Annotated in this window: 15 protein-coding genes; 11 read left to right on the top strand and 4 right to left on the bottom strand. The window is 72.1% G+C overall.

The annotated features are described in order from the left end of the window. Positions 1–921 (bottom strand): HAMP domain-containing protein (locus ACI2LP_RS06150; RefSeq protein ID WP_404723746.1); only part of this gene is annotated, 921 nt, incomplete at its 3' end. A 217-nt stretch (positions 922–1,138) separates the two neighbouring features. Here ACI2LP_RS06150 and ACI2LP_RS06145 point away from each other — a divergent pair. Together ACI2LP_RS06145 and hemW are read left to right on the top strand one after the other, a co-directional pair. Continuing rightward, entirely contained in the window at positions 1,139–3,091 is a 1,953-nt protein-coding gene (locus ACI2LP_RS06145; protein ID WP_404723745.1) for a SpoIIE family protein phosphatase, read from the top strand. Between the two features lie 76 nt (positions 3,092–3,167). Then, positions 3,168–4,400, top strand: a complete 1,233-nt coding sequence (hemW, locus tag ACI2LP_RS06140; RefSeq protein ID WP_404723364.1) for a radical SAM family heme chaperone HemW — start codon at positions 3,168–3,170, stop codon at positions 4,398–4,400. 116 nt (positions 4,401–4,516) lie between these two features. Here hemW and ACI2LP_RS06135 read toward each other — a convergent pair whose 3' ends face one another. Both ACI2LP_RS06135 and ACI2LP_RS06130 read right to left on the bottom strand, forming a co-directional pair. Next, complete coding sequence (locus ACI2LP_RS06135) at positions 4,517–5,317, bottom strand: DUF3097 domain-containing protein (protein ID WP_404723363.1); 801 nt, start codon at positions 5,315–5,317, stop codon at positions 4,517–4,519. A 9-nt stretch (positions 5,318–5,326) separates the two neighbouring features. Continuing rightward, positions 5,327–6,049, bottom strand: coding sequence for an MBL fold metallo-hydrolase (locus tag ACI2LP_RS06130; RefSeq protein WP_404723362.1), 723 nt, complete (start codon positions 6,047–6,049; stop codon positions 5,327–5,329). Between the two features lie 177 nt (positions 6,050–6,226). On the opposite strand from ACI2LP_RS06130, the gene hrcA reads away from it, so the two are divergent. The 4 genes from hrcA (at position 6,227) to ACI2LP_RS06110 (ending at position 10,371) form a co-directional block, all read left to right on the top strand. Next, positions 6,227–7,252: a heat-inducible transcriptional repressor HrcA gene (hrcA, locus tag ACI2LP_RS06125; RefSeq protein ID WP_404723744.1), complete on the top strand. Its 1,026-nt coding sequence runs from the start codon at positions 6,227–6,229 to the stop codon at positions 7,250–7,252. Continuing rightward, positions 7,253–8,389, top strand: a complete 1,137-nt coding sequence (dnaJ, locus tag ACI2LP_RS06120) for a molecular chaperone DnaJ (protein ID WP_404723361.1) — start codon at positions 7,253–7,255, stop codon at positions 8,387–8,389. It abuts the gene before it with no gap. 168 nt (positions 8,390–8,557) lie between these two features. Then, on the top strand, positions 8,558–9,631 hold the full coding sequence (locus tag ACI2LP_RS06115; protein WP_404723360.1) for a nitronate monooxygenase: 1,074 nt from the start codon (positions 8,558–8,560) through the stop codon (positions 9,629–9,631). Beyond that, the gene (locus tag ACI2LP_RS06110; protein ID WP_404723359.1) at positions 9,628–10,371 is read left to right on the top strand and encodes a 16S rRNA (uracil(1498)-N(3))-methyltransferase; all 744 of its coding nucleotides are present in this window, start codon (positions 9,628–9,630) and stop codon (positions 10,369–10,371) included. Before ACI2LP_RS06115 ends, ACI2LP_RS06110 begins: the two co-directional genes overlap by 4 nt. Here ACI2LP_RS06110 and ACI2LP_RS06105 read toward each other — a convergent pair. Continuing rightward, positions 10,368–10,802: a hypothetical protein gene (locus ACI2LP_RS06105; RefSeq protein WP_404723358.1), complete on the bottom strand. Its 435-nt coding sequence runs from the start codon at positions 10,800–10,802 to the stop codon at positions 10,368–10,370. The genes ACI2LP_RS06110 and ACI2LP_RS06105 overlap by 4 nt on opposite strands. 85 nt (positions 10,803–10,887) lie before the next feature. Between ACI2LP_RS06105 and ACI2LP_RS06100 the strand changes: the two genes are divergently transcribed. The 5 genes from ACI2LP_RS06100 (at position 10,888) to ACI2LP_RS06080 (ending at position 17,152) form a co-directional block, all read left to right on the top strand. Then, on the top strand, positions 10,888–11,406 hold the full coding sequence (locus ACI2LP_RS06100; protein ID WP_404723357.1) for a hypothetical protein: 519 nt from the start codon (positions 10,888–10,890) through the stop codon (positions 11,404–11,406). A 47-nt stretch (positions 11,407–11,453) separates the two neighbouring features. After that, on the top strand, positions 11,454–14,642 hold the full coding sequence (locus ACI2LP_RS06095; protein WP_404723356.1) for a S41 family peptidase: 3,189 nt from the start codon (positions 11,454–11,456) through the stop codon (positions 14,640–14,642). 179 nt (positions 14,643–14,821) lie between these two features. Next, complete coding sequence (locus ACI2LP_RS06090) at positions 14,822–15,181, top strand: histidine triad nucleotide-binding protein (RefSeq protein ID WP_404723355.1); 360 nt, start codon at positions 14,822–14,824, stop codon at positions 15,179–15,181. 16 nt (positions 15,182–15,197) lie between these two features. Next, positions 15,198–16,133 carry a ribonuclease Z gene (locus ACI2LP_RS06085; protein WP_404723354.1) on the top strand — a complete coding sequence of 312 codons (936 nt, stop codon included), beginning with the start codon at positions 15,198–15,200 and terminating at the stop codon, positions 16,131–16,133. A gap of 11 nt (positions 16,134–16,144) precedes the next feature. Beyond that, complete coding sequence (locus ACI2LP_RS06080; RefSeq protein WP_404723353.1) at positions 16,145–17,152, top strand: adenosine deaminase; 1,008 nt, start codon at positions 16,145–16,147, stop codon at positions 17,150–17,152. The last annotated feature ends 237 nt before the right edge of the window (positions 17,153–17,389 follow it).

The following is a 17,389-nucleotide window of genomic DNA, read 5'->3' as shown; positions in this document are numbered from 1 at the left end:
CGATTTCAGCTCCAGGATCTCGCCCTGGGCGTCGACCGTGATCTTCTGGGACAGGTCGCCGTTGGCGACCGCGGTGGTGACCTGCGCGATATTGCGGACCTGGGAGGTCAGGTTGGACGCCATGAAGTTGACGTTGTCGGTGAGGTCTTTCCAGACGCCGGATACGCCGCGGACCTGGGCCCGGCCGCCCAGCTGGCCCTCCGTACCGACCTCGCGGGCCACCCGCGTGACCTCGTCGGCGAAGGCCGAGAGCTGGTCGACCATGGTGTTGACGGTGAGCTTCAGCTCCAGGAGCTCGCCGGTCGCCTCGACCGTGACCGTACGGGTCAAGTCGCCGCGCGCCACCGCCGTGGTCACCGCGGCGATGTCGCGCACCTGCGCGGTCAGCCGGGCGGCCATGGTGTTGACCGCCTCGGTCACATCCCGCCAACTGCCGGACAAGCCCTGCACCTTGGCACGCCCGCCGAGCCGGCCCTCGGTGCCCACCTCGCGCGCCACCCTGGTCACCTCGCCGGTGAACAGGGACAACTGATCGACCATCTTGTTGACCGCGCGGCCCAGACGGCGCAGATCGCCGCGTAACTGGCGGTTGCCGTCGTGCAGATCGACCCGCTGCGTGAGATCGCCGCCCGCCACCGCGTCCAGCACCCGGGTGGCGTTGGCGGCCGGTACCACCAGGGCGTCCAGCAGCGCGTTCGTACTGATGACTCCGGAGGTCCAGGCGCCCTGGCCGGGGCTCGCCGACAGTCGGTCGTCCAGCCTGCCGTGCCGCACCACCTCCCGGCGCACCCGGGTCAGTTCATCCGCGAAGTGCTGATTGCGCACGGCGATCTGGTTGAACATCGCCGCCAGCTCCGCCGACATGCCCTCATGGGTTTCCGGCACACGTACCTTGAAGTCTCCGTCCCGCAGGGCCGTCATCGCGGCCAGCAGAGGGCGCAGCTCCGCCACGCGTATCCAGGCCCCGTCGGGGGGCGGCTGGGCAGCCGGTGGGGCGGGCGAGAGCGCAAGGTCTTTATTCATATCGCCCACTTCGGTGACTCGGCGCTTATGGGCAGGCTCAGTCTGTCACTCTGTCGGTGTCATTAGCGGCGCATTGCCAGAACCGACCAGGAGCCGCACCGTGGGGTCCCTTCCGATGCAGCGCGACACCGTCCAGCGCTCAACACCGTTGTACCCGTTACGGGATGACGTGCGGTCGATTTCGCGCACCAGCCTTCCGGGCAATCCCCTCGCGCCGTCCGCCGCACGCCGCTTCGTACGGGCCGCCCTCGCCGACTGGACCAACCTCGGCCTGCTCGCCACCTGCGCCTTCTGCCGGGGGACGGCCGGCAGCGGGGGCTGCCCGCCGGGCCGGCACAGTACGGACCGGCTCGTGGACGACGCCGTACTCGTCGTCAACGAACTGGTCACCAACGCCGTCGTGCATGCGGGCACCACCGTCGAACTCCTCTGCCGTCTCGAGGAGCAGGCCGACGGTGAGCCCGCCGCGCTGGTGATCGAGGTCTCCGACCACCACCCGGCCAGGGCCGTACGGAACGAACCGGACGGCGAGGACCGGGCCGGCACCCCCGAGTACGGGCGCGGTCTCCAACTCGTCGGCGCCCTCGCGGAGCGCTGGGGCATCACCTACCTCGCGGCCCTCAAGACCGTCTGGGCCCGGCTGCCCGTCGACGGCTGGGACACCTGCCCGCTGCCCGGCGCCGAACCGGCACTGCAACGCGGACTGCGCGCCGCCGAGATCCTTGCGCCCGCGCCGCGCCGCGCCGTCCGTGAGGACCAGGACTGGGTCAGCCGAGGCGCGCTCTCCTTCCTTGCCGAGGCCTCCGACCTGCTCGCCGGGCAGCTCGACGAGGACATGGTGGCCGCGCTCGCGGGGCAGTTGCTGGTGCCGCGGCTCGCCGACTGGTGCGCGATCTGGCTGGAGGGCGAGGGCGGGCACGCGGGGTGGGGGACGGGCGGCCCGTCGGGGGCCGCGCAGCGGCTCGCCCGGGTCTGGCACGGCGACGAGTCCCGGATCGAGAGGCTGCGTGAGGTCCTCGGCAAGGAGCCGCCACGGCTGCCCGAAACACCGCGCAACGGGCCGGTGCCCATCCCCTGGCCGACCGAGGGTGAATCGGGCGCGGACGAGGGGACGGCGCTGGCCTACCGACTCGTCGCGGGCGGGCGCGGGCTCGGCACACTGGTCGTCGCCCGGCACGGGCCGGGGCGGGTGCCCGACGAAGTGACCGCGCTGATCGAGGACTTCGCGCGGCGGGTGGCTCTGGCGATCGGCGCGGCCCGCCAGTACACCCGGCAGGCCACCATCAGCAAGATCCTGCAGCGCGGGCTGCTGCCGGGCAAGGTCGGGGAGATCCCTGGCGTCGACCAGTTCCTGGTGTACGAGCCGAGCGACGACTCAGTCGCGGGCGGCGACTTCTACGACATCTTCCCGGCCGGCTCGGGCGGCCGCTGGTGCTTCATGCTCGGCGACGTCCAGGGCAGCGGGCCCGAGGCCGCTGTCGTGACCGGGCTCGCCCGGCCCTGGCTGCGGCTGCTCGCCCGCGAGGGATACCAGGTCGGCGCGGTGCTCGACCGGCTGAACGGACTCCTCCTCGACGATGCGATGGAGGCGGCCGAGGCGGCCGCGCTGATGGTGGCCGCCGCGGGCGGGCAGGGGCTGCCGGAGGGGTCGCAGGCGCGGTTCCTCTCCGTCCTCTACGGCGAGCTGGTGCCCTTTGCGCAGGGCGGCGTGCGGTGCACCGTCGCGAGCGCGGGCCATCCGCTGCCGCTGTTGCTGAGGCCCGACGGCCGGGTGCTTACGGCGGCGGAGCCGCAGGTGCTGCTCGGGGTCGTCGAGGACGTGGCCTACCAGAGCCAGACCTTCGACCTGGAGCCGGGCGACACGCTGCTGTGCGTCACGGACGGGGTGACGGAGCGGCGCTCGGGGGCCCGGATGTTCGACGACGGGGACGGGCTCGCGCGGGTGCTGGCGAGCTGCGCGGGGCTCACCGCGCAGGGGGTGGCCGAGCGGATCAGGCAGGCGGTGCACGAGTTCGCGGAGACGCCGCCGGGGGACGATCTTGCGCTGCTGGTGCTGCGGGCGCAGTAGCCGTCCGGGGGCCCCGCGTCCGGGTGCCCCCGGGCGACGTGCCGAGCCCCGTCCCGGGTGACGGACAATGGGGGGCATGCCTTCCGTACTGCCCGATGGTGAGCCGATGCCCGAGGACGGGGCGCTGCCCGCGTCCGCGCTCGAGGGCGCCGGAGACCGGCCGCTCGCCTTCTATCTGCATGTGCCGTACTGCGCGACCCGCTGCGGCTACTGCGACTTCAACACCTACACGGCGACCGAGCTGCGGGGTTCGGGCGGCGTGCTGGCCTCCCGCGACAACTACGCCGCGACGCTCGGCGACGAGGTGAGGCTGGCCCGGAAGGTGCTGGGCGACGACCCGCGACAGGTCCGGACCGTGTTCGTCGGAGGCGGTACGCCGACGCTGCTCGCCGCCCGCGATCTCGTACGGATGCTGGATGCCGTACGGGAGGAGTTCGGGCTGGCGGACGACGCGGAGATCACCACCGAGGCGAATCCGGAGTCGGTGAACCCCGAGTATCTGGCGGAGCTGCGGGAGGGCGGCTTCAACCGGATCTCCTTCGGGATGCAGAGCGCCCGGCAGCATGTGCTGAAGGTGCTGGACCGTACGCATACACCGGGGCGGCCCGAGGCGTGCGTGGCGGAGGCGCGGGTGGCGGGCTTCGGCCATGTGAACCTGGACCTGATCTACGGCACGCCGGGGGAGTCCGACGACGACTGGCGGGCGTCGCTCGCGGCGGCGGTGGGCGCGGGTCCCGACCACATCTCGGCGTACGCGCTGATCGTGGAGGAGGGCACGCAGCTGGCGCGGCGGATCCGGCGCGGCGAGGTCCCGATGACGGACGACGACGTCCACGCGGACCGGTATCTGATCGCCGACGACGTGCTGTCGCGCGCCGGTTTCGACTGGTACGAGGTCTCCAACTGGTCGACCTCCCGGGCGGGCCGGTGCCTGCACAACGAGCTGTACTGGCGCGGCGCGGACTGGTGGGGCGCGGGACCCGGGGCGCACAGCCATGTGGGCGGGGTGCGCTGGTGGAACGTGAAGCACCCGGGCGCGTATGCGGCGGCGCTGGCGGAGGGGCGGTCGCCGGGGGCGGGCCGCGAGGTGCTCTCGCCGCAGGACCGCCGGGTGGAGCGCGTGCTGCTGGAACTGCGCCTGCGCGAGGGCGTGCCACTGTCGCTGCTCCGGCCGACGGGCCTCGCGGCTGCGGGCCGCGCACTGGCGGACGGCTTGCTGGAGGCGGGGCCGTACGAGGCGGGGAGTGCGGTGCTGACGTTGCGGGGGCGGTTGCTGGCGGACGGAGTTGTGCGGGACCTGGTGGACTGACGGGGCTGGGCCCTGCGGGCCGTTCCCGAGTCGGGTGCCCCGCCCCGAACCCTCCCCCTACGCCCTGCGGGCGTGGGGGGACCCCAGCTTCTCAATCGCCGGAGGGGTTTGAATTCCTACGGCGTCACGAAGTCGATCAGCTCCTCCACCCGCCCCAGCAGCTCCGGCTCCAGATCCTTGTAAGACCGCACCCCGGACAGAATCCGCTGCCACGCCGCCCCCGTGTTCTCCCGCCAGCCCAGTGCGCGGCAGACGCCCGTCTTCCAGTCCTGGCCGTGCGGGATCGACGGCCACGCCGGGATGCCCACCGACGAGGGCTTCACCGCCTCCCACACGTCGATGTAGGGGTGGCCCACCACCAGTACGTCCGCACCCGTGACCCGGTCCGCGATGCGGGACTCCTTCGAGCCGGGGACCAGGTGGTCCACCAGGACGCCGAGGCGGGCGTCCGGGCCGGGGGCGAAGTCGGCGACGATCGACGGGAGGTCGTCGATGCCCTCCAGGTATTCGACGACGACTCCCTCGATGCGCAGGTCGTCGCCCCAGACCCGCTCCACGAGCTCCGCGTCGTGGCGGCCCTCCACGTAAATGCGGCCCGCACGGGCGACGCGGGCGCGCGCGCCCGGGACCGCTATCGAACCCGAGGCGGTACGGGCCGGGCGGGCCGGGCCCGCAGCCGAGGGGCGGACGAGGGTGACCACCTTCCCCTCCAGGAGGAAGCCCCGCGGCTCCAGCGGGAAGACCCGGTGCTTGCCGAAGCGGTCCTCCAGCGTCACCGTCCCCGCCTCACAGCGGATCACCGCACCGCAGAAGCCCGTTCCGACCTCCTCCACGACCAGATCGGGCTCGGCCGGCACCTCCGGTGCGGGCTGCGACTTCTTCCAAGGCGGGGTCAGATCCGGGCTGTAGCTGCGCATTCGGCGACGCTACGACACCCCGAAGCGCGCCGCCAGCATGTCCCGCTGCGCGCGTACGAACGTCGCGTCCACGACCGCCCCGTGCCCCGGCACGTACACCGCGTCCTCGCCGCCCAGGGACAGCAGCCGGTCCAGCGCCGCCGGCCAGCGGGACGGGATCGCGTCCGGGCCCGCCTGCGGCTCGCCGGACTCCTCCACCAGGTCGCCGCAGAACACCACCTCCGGGTCCCCCGGCACCAGCACCGCGAGGTCGTGGCCCGAATGACCGGGGCCCACGTTCGCCAGCAGCACCTGTCGGCCGCCCAGGTCCAGCGTCCACTCGCCGCACACCAGGTGCTGCGGCACCACCAGCACGTCGACCGCCTCCGCCGCGTCGGTGGCCAGGACCCCGTGACGTACCGCCGAGCCCCGGATCGCGTCCCGGTCCCGCCTCATGAGATCCGCGACGCCCACCGCGCCGTACACCTCGGTCCCCGAGAACGCCGCGGTCCCCAGTACATGGTCGAAGTGGGGATGACTCAGTGCGATATGCGTCACCCGGCGGCCGGCCATCAGCCCCTGCGCCTGAGTGCGCAGCTCGGCGCCCTCCCGCAGTGTGGAGCCCGTGTCGTACATGAGGACACGGTCCTCACCGGCGATCAAACCGGTGGTCGCGTCCCAGACCGGCAGCCGTCGACGCCCCACCCCGTCGGCCAACCGCTCCCAGCCGAAGTCTTCCCAACCGACGTCCATACCGCGACGCTACTGGCAACGACCAGCACAGCGCGCGGTGGCGTGGTCGGCCGCCCCGGCCGGGCAGCCCTTGCTAGGTGCGTACCCCACCGCCGTACACTGGCACGGGGAAATGCTGGCACTCGTACGCAGCGAGTGCCAGGCACCACCGAGGAACCACAGCTGGAGGTGTGCGCGATGCTCAGCGAACGCAGACTCGAGGTGCTGCGCGCCATCGTCCAGGACTATGTCGGCACCGAGGAGCCCGTCGGCTCCAAGGCGCTCACCGAGCGTCACAAGCTCGGCGTCTCGCCGGCGACCGTCCGCAACGACATGGCCGTGCTGGAGGACGAGGGCTACATCGCCCAGCCGCACACCAGCGCCGGCCGTATCCCGACGGACAAGGGCTACCGGCTCTTCGTCGACAAGCTGGCCGGCGTCAAGCCGCTGTCGTCGCCCGAGCGGCGCGCCATCCACAGCTTCCTGGACGGAGCCGTCGACCTGGACGACGTGGTCGGCCGTACGGTACGGCTGCTGGCGCAGCTGACCCGGCAGGTCGCCGTCGTCCAGTACCCCTCGCTGACCCGGTCCACCGTCCGGCACGTGGAGCTCCTCTCCCTCGCGCCGGCCCGGCTGATGCTCGTGCTGATCACGGACACCGGGCGGGTCGAGCAGCGCATGATCGACTGCCCCGAGCCGTTCGGCGACAGCTCGCTCGCGGACCTGCGGGCCCGGCTCAACAGCCGGGTCGTCGGGCGCCGCTTCGCGGATGTGCCGCAGCTGGTGCAGGACCTTCCCGAGTCCTTCGAGTCGGAGGACCGCGGGACCGTCACCACCGTGCTCTCGACCCTGCTCGAGACCCTGGTCGAGGAGACCGAGGAGCGGCTGATGATCGGCGGCACAGCCAATCTGACCCGCTTCGGGCACGACTTCCCGCTGACCATCAGGCCGGTGCTGGAGGCGCTCGAGGAGCATGTGGTGCTCCTCAAGCTGCTCGGTGAGGCGAAGGAATCGGGCGGCATGGGCATGACCGTACGGATCGGTCATGAGAACGCCCACGAGGGCCTCAACTCCACGTCCGTCGTCGCGGTGGGCTACGGTTCGGGCGACGAGGCAGTTGCCAAACTCGGCGTGGTCGGACCGACCCGCATGGACTACCCCGGAACGATGGGAGCGGTACGCGCAGTGGCACGTTACGTCGGACAGATCCTGGCGGAGTCGTAAGTGGCCACGGACTACTACGCCGTACTCGGCGTACGCCGCGACGCGTCCCAGGACGAGATCAAGAAGGCCTTCCGCCGGCTTGCCCGTGAACTCCACCCGGATGTGAATCCGGACCCGAAGACGCAGGAGCGCTTCAAGGAGATCAACGCCGCGTACGAGGTGCTGTCGGACCCGCAGAAGAAGCAGGTCTACGACCTCGGCGGGGACCCGCTGTCGCAGGCGGGCGGCGGTGGCGCGGGCGGCTTCGGAGCCGGTGGCTTCGGGAACTTCTCGGACATCATGGACGCGTTCTTCGGGACGGCGTCGCAGCGGGGGCCGAGGTCGCGTACGCGGCGCGGCCAGGACGCGATGATCCGCCTGGAGATCGACCTCAACGAGGCCGCCTTCGGTACGACGAAGGACATCCAGGTCGACACGGCCGTCGTGTGCACCACCTGCTCCGGTGAGGGTGCCGCGCCGGGCACCTCGGCGCAGACGTGTGACATGTGCCGTGGCCGTGGTGAGGTCTCGCAGGTGACGCGGTCCTTCCTGGGACAGGTCATGACCTCGCGGCCGTGCCCGCAGTGCCAGGGCTTCGGCACGGTCGTGCCGACGCCGTGCCCCGAGTGCGCGGGCGACGGGCGTGTGCGGTCCCGCCGGACGCTTACGGTCAAGATCCCGGCCGGCGTCGACAACGGGACGCGCATCCAGCTCGCCGGTGAGGGTGAGGTCGGGCCGGGCGGCGGCCCCGCGGGTGATCTGTATGTGGAGATCCACGAGCTGCCGCACCCGGTCTTCCAGCGGCGCGGCGACGATCTGCACTGCACGGTGACAATCCCGATGACGGCGGCGGCGCTGGGCACGAAGTGCCCGCTGGAGACGCTGGACGGGATGGAAGAGGTCGACATCCGCCCGGGCACGCAGTCGGGCCAGTCGATCCCGCTGCACGGGCGCGGGATCACGCACCTGCGGGGCGGGGGGCGTGGCGACCTGATCGTGCATGTCGAGGTGATGACGCCGTCGAAGCTGGACGCGGACCAGGAGAGGCTGCTGCGGGATCTGGCGAAGCTGCGCGGCGAGGAACGGCCACTGGGCCAGTTCCAGCCGGGCCAGCAGGGCCTGTTCTCCCGCCTGAAGGACGCGTTCAACGGTCGGTAGGTCGGGGCCGGGCGCCGCGTGTGCCTGTCGGCGTGTGGGGTGCGCAAAAACGCGCCCCACAGCCCGGCCGGGGCGCCGCACCGGGGCCCGCACACCCCCGTCGGCGCCCTTTTTCGGGCACCGAACACCCGATTCGGTGCCGCGCGAGCGACGTGGCACCATGCCTGCATGTCCTCCGCACTGACCGATCTCTGCCGGCACCCGATCGTGCAGGCCCCCATGGCGGGCGGCGCATCCTGTCCCCCCTTGGCCGCCGCCGTGTCCGACGCCGGTGGGCTCGGGTTTCTCGCTGCCGGGTACAAGACCGCGGACGGCATGTACCAGGAGGTCAAACAGGTCCGCGGGCTCACCTCGCAGCCCTTCGGCGTGAATCTCTTCATGCCGCAGCCGGGCACCGCCGACCCCGCCGCCGTCGAGGTATACCGGCACCAGCTCGCCGGTGAGGCGGCCTGGTACGAGACGCCGCTGGGCGACCCCGACTCCGGGCGCGACGACGGGTACGAGGCCAAGCTCGCCATCCTGCTCGACGACCCCGTTCCCGTCGTCTCCTTCACCTTCGGCTGCCCGACCCGTGACGTGCTCGACTCCTTCGCCAAGGCCGGCACCTTCACCGTCGTCACCGTCACCTCGCCCGACGAGGCGCAGGCCGCCCAGTGGGCCGGTGCCGACGCCGTGTGTGTGCAGGGCATCGAGGCGGGCGGACACCAGGGCACGCACCGGGACGATCCCGAGTCCGACGGTGCCGGGATCGGGCTGCTCTCGCTCATCGCGCTGGTCCGCGAGACCGTACAGCTGCCGATCATCGCCACGGGCGGCCTGATGCGCGGCGGGCAGATCGCCGGCGCGCTCGCCGCGGGCGCGGTCGCCGGGCAGCTCGGGACCGCGTTCCTGGTCTGCCCCGAGTCCGGCGCCAATGCGCTGCACAAGCAGGCCATGACGAATCCGCTGTTCGTACGCACGGAGTTGACCCGGGCCTTTTCCGGGCGGCCGGCCCGCGGCCTGGTGAATCGTTTCATGCGCGAGCACGGCCCGTACGCCCCCGCCGCCTACCCCGAGGTGCACCACCTGACCAGCGGCCTGCGCAAGGCCGCCGCCAAGGCGGGCGACCCGCAGGGTATGGCGCTGTGGGCCGGTCAGGGCCACCGGATGGCCCGCGAGCTGCCCGCCGGGCAGCTCGTCGAGGTCCTCGCCGCCGAAGCCGACTCGGCGCGCGCCGCGCTCGCGCTGGGCAGCTCCCGATGACCGCGCCCGTGTTCCTCGTCGACTCACTGGACGGCGTGGGCCCGGGTGCGCTGATCACCCTGGACGGGCCCGAAGGGCGGCACGCTGTCTCCGTACGCAGGCTGCAGTCCGGTGAGGACGTCGTACTGACGGACGGGCGAGGCCGCGGCGCGGCAGGTGTGGTGCTGCGGACCGAGGGCAAGGACCGGCTGATCGTCGAACCGCTGCAGTTTCCCACCGAGCCCGAGCCCACGCCCCGTATCACCGTCGTTCAGGCCCTCCCCAAGGGCGACCGCGGCGAACTCGCCGTCGAGACCATGACGGAGACCGGCGTGGACGCCGTCGTGCCCTGGGCCGCCGCGCGCTGTATCACGCAGTGGAAGGGCGAGCGGGGGGCCAAGTCCCTCGCCAAGTGGCGGGCCACAGCGCGCGAGGCGGGCAAGCAGTCGCGCAGGCTCCGCTTTCCCGAGGTCGCGGACGCGGCAACGACCAAGCAGGTTGCGGCACTTCTGGCCGAAGCCGATTTCGCGGCCGTGCTGCACGAGGAGGGCGCCGAGCCGCTGGCCACCGCGGAACTGCCCTCGCAGGGGTCGATCGTGCTGGTGGTGGGGCCCGAAGGGGGCGTGTCCCCCGAGGAGTTGGCGGCGTTCGCCGAGGCGGGTGCGAAGCCGTACCGGCTGGGGAGCAGCGTGCTGCGGACCTCCACCGCCGGCACGGCCGCGACGGCGCTGTTGCTGGGCCGCACCGGCCGCTGGTCCTAGCTGTCCCAGCGGCCCCGGCTGCCCTGGCTTTGAACCGAAACCGGCTGTCGGTCGGCGCCTGCCACCACCGCGTCGAAGAGTGGCCAGCCGTCCACCTCCGTCGTCCCCGGCGGCGCCGGCAGCAGCCCACGCGCCGTCGCCACGTCGATCAGCCGGCGTGCCGCTCCCGGCTCGTACAGGTTCAGCTCGTTCTGCGCGGTGTCACCCACCGACCCCGGTGGCCAGTAGTAGCCGTCCGCGATGAACCGGCCCGCGGCCTCGCGGAATGCGATCACAAGACGCGGCGTCGTGCCTTCATGCCGCAGCGACAGCGTCGTACGGCAGTCCCGGAAGCGTCCGGCGACTGGCGTGTGCTGGTGGCCCACCTTCCACAGGTAGACCGTGTCGGCGTCGACGACGAGCCGGCGCGGGCGATTCGGCTTCCTGGTCATGTCATCGACCGTACGGGGGATTTGTGTCCGCAACCACTCTTTTCCTCCCGGGGGAGTAGGTGTCACGCTGCCGTCTATGCGGGGCATGAGACGAACGCGGTACCGGCGGGCCCTTGTCACAATCGGCGCCGCAGGGGCGGCAGTTGTGGGCGTGGCGGCCTGTGAGCCGGCGAACGGCGGGCTGAGCTCCGTCGCGGTCGCGGTCACCACCGACAAGACGGCGACCAGCACGCTGGAGCGGATCGGCTTCAAGGTGCGCTGGCTGAGCTGTACGGCGAAGATCGGCGACGGGAAGGCCGGTGCCGGGTCGTCCACGCCGTCGTCGGGCGCGGGCGTTGCCACCGTCGACTGCCAGGGGGAGACCGACTCCGGCCAGAAGATCACGCTCAAGGGCAAGGTGACGGAGGAGCGTTCCGGCGCCTGCGTACGCGGCGACCTGATCGCCAGGATCGACGGCAAGGTCGTCTTCGAGGCCAGCGTCCTCGGCAACTGCAACGCCGCGTCCAGCAGCGCCCCTTCGCCCACCCCACCGGGCGGGCAGCCGCGGCCCACCGTCACGGTGACTGTGACGGTGACCGAGACACGCGACCCGCCGGGCAAGTGATCCCCAAAGGCGTGACCGGGCGGCGGCACCCTGCCTAGGGTGACGGTGTGACGCACCCTGCCTACCTCCGGTACCCGCATGTCCACGGCGAGTTGATCGCCTTCACCGCAGAGGACGACGTCTGGGTCGCCCCGCTCGACGGAGGCCGGGCGTGGCGTGTCAGCGCCGACAACGTTCCGGTGAACCATCCCAGGATCTCGCCCGACGGTACGCACATAGCCTGGTCCTCGTACCGGGACGGCGCCCCCGAGGTGCATCTGGCGCCCATCGACGGCGGGCCCACGGACCGGCTGACGTACTGGGGCAGCATCAAGACGTCCGTACGCGGCTGGACCCCGGACGGCGAGATCCTCGCGATCAGCACCCACGGCCAGGCCTCGCTGCGCCGCACCTGGGCGCGGGCGGTCCCGCTCGACGGCGGGCCCGCGACCGTGCTGCCGTACGGGCCGGTGGGCGACGTCGCGTACGGACCGCACGTCCTGCTGCTCTCCGCCACCATGGGGCGCGAGGCCGCCGCCTGGAAGCGCTACCGGGGCGGTACGGCGGGCAAGTTGTGGATCGACCGGGCGGGCGAGGGGGAGTTCGTACGCCTGCATGAGGAGCTCGACGGGAACATCGAGTATCCGCTGTGGGTGGGGGAGAGGGTCGCGTTCCTCTCCGACCACGAAGGGGTGGGGGCGGTGTACTCGTCCCTGCCGGACGGGGCCGATCTGCGGCGGCACACTCCGGTCGACGGGTTCTACGCCCGCCACGCCGCCACCGACGGCACCCGCGTCGCCTACGCCTGCGCAGGCGAACTGTGGCTCCTCGACGACCTCGACACGGCAGAGCCCCGCCGGCTCGACATCCGCCTGGGCGGTCAGCGCACCGATCTGCGCCCCCGCCCGGTCAGGGCCGACCACAACCTGGGCACCGCCACGCCCGACCACACCGGGCGCGGCAGCGCCGTGGAGATCCGCGGCGGCATCCACTGGGTCACCCACCGCGAGGGGCCCGCGCGGGCGCTCGCCGTGGAGCCCGGCGTCCGGGCCAGGCTGCCCCGCACCTTCCGGGTGGACGGCGAGGAGCAGGTCGTCTGGGTCACCGACGCCGAGGGCGAGGACGCGCTCGAGTTCGCCCCGGCCACCGGACCCGGCGCCACGCCCCGCAGGCTCGGTGCGGGACGGCTCGGCCGCGTACTGAGCCTCGCCGTGGCGCCCGACGGCAGCCGCGCCGCTGTCGCCTCCCACGACGGCCGCGTACTCCTCGTGGAACGCGAGTCGGGCGAGGTCCGCGAGGTCGACCGCAGCAAGCACGGCGAGGCCAACGGGCTGGCCTTCTCGCCCGACTCCGGCTGGCTCGCCTGGTCGCACGCGGGACCGGACCCGCTGCGCCAGCTGAAGCTCGCCAACACCGCCGATCTGTCGGTCTCCGAGGCCACCCCGCTGCGCTTCCGGGACTTCCAGCCCGTCTTCACCCTTGACGGAAAGCATCTCGCCTTCCTCTCCGAGCGGGCCTTCGACCCGGTCTACGACACACATGTCTTCGACCTCGCCTTCGTCGGCGGCTGCCGCCCGCACCTGATCACGCTGGCGGCCACCACACCGTCGCCGTTCGGCCCGCAGCGCCACGGCCGCGCCTTCGACGCCGACAAGGACAAGGACGGCGGACAGGACGCGGAAGACGTCGCGGTCACGCGCATCGACCTCGACGGGCTCGCGGACCAGATAGTGCCGTTCCCCGTCGAGGCCGCCCGCTACTCGACACTGCGCGCCGCCAAGGACGGGCTGCTGTGGCTGCGCCACCCGGTGCGCGGCGTCCTCGGCGCGACCCGTGCAACGCCGGACGACCCGGGGCCCCGGACGGAGCTGGAGCGGTTCGATCTCGTCCAGCAGCGGGTCGAGGAGCTCTCCGCCGACGCCACGAGCTACTCGGTCAGCGGCGACGGCAAGCGGGTGCTGCTGTACACCGACGGCACGCTCAAGGTCGTGCCCAGCGACCGCAGGGCCTCGCGCGACGAGGACAGCGACACCAACATCACCGTCGACCTCTCGCGCGTACGCGGCAGCATCGACCCGGCAGCCGAGTGGCGGCAGATGTACGACGAGGCCGGCCGGCTGATGCGCGACAACTTCTGGCGCGCCGACCTCGGCGGCGTCGACTGGGACGACGTACTGGACCGCTACCGCCCGGTGCTCTCGCGGGTGGCCACCCACGACGATCTGATCGACCTGCTCTGGGAGGTGCAGGGCGAACTCGGCACCTCGCACGCGTACGTCACGCCGCGCAGCTGGTACGGGGACAGTTCGACGCGGCAGGGGCTGCTCGGTGCGGACATCTCCCGCGCGGCGGACGGCGCCTGGCGCATCGACCGCATCCTGCCGTCCGAGACGTCCGATCCGAAGGCCCACTCGCCGCTGGCCGCGCCGGGCGTCGCGGTGCGCGCGGGCGACGCGATCCTCGCGGTGGACGGCCGGCCGGTGGACCCGGTGGCCGGGCCCGGGCCGCTGCTGGTCGGCGCGGCGGGCAAGCCCGTCGAACTGACCATCTCCCCGGCGGGCGGCGGCGATCCGCGGCACGCGGTCGTCGTCCCGCTCGCCGACGAGGAGCCGCTGCGGTACCACGCCTGGGTGGCGGGCCGGCGCGCATACGTCCATGAGAGGTCCGGCGGCCGGCTCGGCTATCTGCACGTCCCCGACATGCAGGCGCCGGGCTGGGCCCAGATCCACCGGGATCTGCGGGTCGAGGTCGCCTGCGAGGGCCTGGTCGTGGATGTACGGGAGAACCGCGGCGGCCATACGTCGCAGCTCGTCGTCGAGAAACTGGCGCGGCGGATCGTGGGCTGGGACCTGCCGCGCGGGATGCAGCCGTTCAGCTATCCGCTGGACGCGCCGCGCGGCCCGGTCGTCGCGGTGGCGAACGAGTTCTCGGGATCGGACGGCGACATCGTCAACGCGGCGATCAAGGCGCTGGGGATCGGTCCGGTGGTGGGCACGCGCACATGGGGCGGGGTCGTCGGTATCGACAGCCGGTACTCGCTGGTGGACGGGACGCTGGTCACTCAGCCCAAGTACGCCTTCTGGCTTGAGGGGTACGGCTGGGGTGTGGAGAACCACGGCGTCGATCCGGATGTGGAGGTGGTGATGTCTCCGCAGGACCACGCGGCGGGGCGTGACCCGCAGCTGGACGAGGCGGTGCGGATGGCGCTGGCGGTGCTGTCGGAGAACCCGGCGAAGTCGCCGCCGGTGCTGCCGTAGGCGGTGCGGGTCGCCTGGGGGGCGCGGCGCGGTCGGGCGGGCTTGGGGCTCTGCGCGACGGCCGGGGCCTGCCCGCGAACCCAGGTGACTCCTCCAACGCCCCTGGCACACCGCGCCCGCGAACCCGATCACTCGATACGATGCCGGTCCCAGTGCACTCACGCGAGGAGGAGCCCGGCATGGCGGGAGAACCGCAGGCTGACTGCCTGTTCTGCAAGATCGCCGCGGGGGAGGTGCCGGCCACGGTCGTACGCGAGACCGAGCAGATCGTCGCCTTCCGCGACATCAACCCACAGGCCCCGACACACGTCCTGGTCATCCCCAGGGCGCACTACCGCGACGCCGCAACCCTTGCCGCGGCGGAGCCCCAGCTCGTCGCCGATGTGCTGCGCGTGGCCGGCGAAGTCGCCGCCGAAGAGAAGATCGACGGCACCGGATACCGCATCGTCTTCAACACCGGCGCCGGGGCGGGCCAGACCGTCTTCCACGCGCACGCGCACCTGCTGGGCGGCCGCGGCCTCGCGTGGCCCCCCGGATAACGAAAGCCGGCTCACCTTGTCCGTACGTGAATTGGTCGTGCTCGGCACGGCCAGCCAGGTCCCGACCCGGCACCGCAACCACAACGGCTATCTGCTGCGCTGGGACGGCGAGGGCATCCTCTTCGACCCCGGCGAGGGCACGCAGCGGCAGATGCTGCGGGCCGGCGTCGCCGCGCACGACATCAACCGGATCTGCGTGACGCACTTCCACGGCGATCACTCCCTGGGGCTCGCCGGAGTGATCCAGCGGATCAACCTCGACCGGGTGCCGCACGAGGTGTCCGTGCACTATCCGGCGAGCGGGCAGCGCTTCTTCGACCGGCTGCGGTACGCGACGGCATACCGCGAGACGGCCGAGCTCGCCCCCGCCCCGGTCGCGGCGGACGGGCTGCTGGCCGCGACCGGTTCGTACACCCTCGAGGCGCGCAAGCTGTCGCACCCGGTCGAGTCGTACGGCTACCGCCTCGTCGAGCCGGACGGCCGCCGGATGCTGCCGGAGAAGCTCACCGAGCACGGCATCAAAGGCCCGGACGTGGGCCGGCTCCAGCGCGAGGGCCACGTCAACGGCGTCACGCTGGATCAGGTCAGCGAGGTCCGCAAGGGCCAGCGGTTCGCGTTCGTGATGGACACCCGGCTCTGTGACGGCGTACACGCGCTGGCGGAGGGCTGCGACATGCTCGTCATCGAGTCCACGTTCCTCGACGGGGACCATCAACTTGCCGCCGACCATGGTCACCTGACCGCGGGCCAGGCGGCCGCGGCGGCCCGCGAGGCGGGTGTGCGGCATCTGGTGCTGACGCACTTCTCGCAGCGGTACAACGAGCCTGGGGGCACCTCCCGGACGGAGTCTGGGGGAGAGTTCGAGAGGCAGGCGCGGGCGGCGGGCTTCGACGGTGATCTGACCGTCGCTCAGGATCTGCTGCGCGTCCCCTTCCCCAAACGTCAGCAGTGAGCGGGAAAGCCGTGCCACTCCCCAAGGCCGAACTGCACCTCCACATCGAAGGCACCCTTGAGCCGGAGCTCGCGTTCGCGCTCGCCGCGCGCAACGGCGTGACGCTGCCGTACAAGGACACGGAGGAGCTCCGCCGCGCGTATCTCTTCCAGGATCTGCAGTCGTTCCTGGACCTGTACTACGGCCTGATGGCCGTGCTGCACACCGAGGACGACTTCGCCGATCTCGCCGACGCGTATCTGGCGCGCGCGGCCGAGCAGGGCGTGCGGCACGCGGAGATCTTCTTCGACCCGCAGGCGCACACGTCGCGTGGTGTGCCGCTCGGCACGGTGGTGGAGGGGCTGGCCCGTGCGCTGGACGCGGGCGAGGAGCGGTACGGCGTCTCCACCCGGCTGATCATGTGCTTCCTGCGGGACGAGTCCGCGGAGTCGGCGATGGAGACGCTTCAGGCCGCGCAGCCGTATCTGCACCGGATCACGGGGGTGGGTCTGGACTCGGCGGAGGCCGGTCATCCGCCGTCGAAGTTCCGCGAGGTGTACGAGGCCGCGGCCGCGCTCGGCCTGCGCAAGGTCGCCCACGCGGGCGAGGAGGGACCGTCGGCGTACATCAGGGAGGCCCTGGACATCCTCGGTGTCGAGCGCATCGACCACGGCCTGCGCTGCATGGAGGACCCGGACCTGGTGGCACGCCTGGCCCGGGAACGGATTCCGCTGACGCTCTGCCCGCTGTCCAACGTGCGCCTGCGGGCCGTGGACGTGCTGGCGGAACACCCACTGCCTCGGATGATGGCCGAGGGCCTGCTGTGCACGGTGAACTCCGACGATCCGGCGTACTTCGGCGGCTATGTCGGGGACAACTTCCGTGCGGTGCACGAGGCGCTGGGGCTTGGCGAGGAGCAGCTGCGGGAGCTGGCGCGCAATTCGTTCGTGGCGTCGTTCCTGGAGGACGACGAGGAGCGGAGGGGGCGGTTGCTGACGGAGGTGGAGGCGTACGAGTTCGAGGCGGCGGGCGCGGAATAGGCCCCGGGACGCCTGCGGCGGGCCTTCCCCCACCCCGCCCGTTCCCTCAACCGGGGCTCCGCCCCGGACCCCCGACTGCCGGGGGCTTCGCCCCGGACCCCCGTACGCGACCTCCGGCCCGCTGTCCTCAATCGCCGGACGGGCTTGATTTTTCGGCCCGTCCGGCGATTGAGATGCGGATGCAAGGTCATCCCGCTGCGGTCCGCCTGCGAAACCACCCACCGGACAGCAACCACC

The organism is Streptomyces sp. NPDC019890 (assembly GCF_044903445.1).
Taxonomy (GTDB): Bacteria; Actinomycetota; Actinomycetes; order Streptomycetales; family Streptomycetaceae; genus Streptomyces.
Note: the sequence above shows the minus strand (reverse complement) of the source record. Positions and strands in the feature narration are given on the sequence as shown.

What these genes read in the sequence shown, in the direction of transcription:
- ACI2LP_RS06145 (WP_404723745.1), top strand. Translation starts at nt 1,139, where the DNA reads ATGCAGCGCGACACCGTCCAGCGCTCAACACCGTTGTACCCGTTACGG.
- hemW (WP_404723364.1), top strand. Translation starts at nt 3,168, where the DNA reads ATGCCTTCCGTACTGCCCGATGGTGAGCCGATGCCCGAGGACGGGGCG.
- ACI2LP_RS06135 (WP_404723363.1), bottom strand. Translation starts at nt 5,317, where the DNA reads ATGCGCAGCTACAGCCCGGATCTGACCCCGCCTTGGAAGAAGTCGCAG.
- ACI2LP_RS06130 (WP_404723362.1), bottom strand. Translation starts at nt 6,049, where the DNA reads ATGGACGTCGGTTGGGAAGACTTCGGCTGGGAGCGGTTGGCCGACGGG.
- hrcA (WP_404723744.1), top strand. Translation starts at nt 6,227, where the DNA reads ATGCTCAGCGAACGCAGACTCGAGGTGCTGCGCGCCATCGTCCAGGAC.
- ACI2LP_RS06115 (WP_404723360.1), top strand. Translation starts at nt 8,558, where the DNA reads ATGTCCTCCGCACTGACCGATCTCTGCCGGCACCCGATCGTGCAGGCC.
- ACI2LP_RS06110 (WP_404723359.1), top strand. Translation starts at nt 9,628, where the DNA reads ATGACCGCGCCCGTGTTCCTCGTCGACTCACTGGACGGCGTGGGCCCG.
- ACI2LP_RS06105 (WP_404723358.1), bottom strand. Translation starts at nt 10,802, where the DNA reads ATGACCAGGAAGCCGAATCGCCCGCGCCGGCTCGTCGTCGACGCCGAC.
- ACI2LP_RS06100 (WP_404723357.1), top strand. Translation starts at nt 10,888, where the DNA reads ATGAGACGAACGCGGTACCGGCGGGCCCTTGTCACAATCGGCGCCGCA.
- ACI2LP_RS06090 (WP_404723355.1), top strand. Translation starts at nt 14,822, where the DNA reads ATGGCGGGAGAACCGCAGGCTGACTGCCTGTTCTGCAAGATCGCCGCG.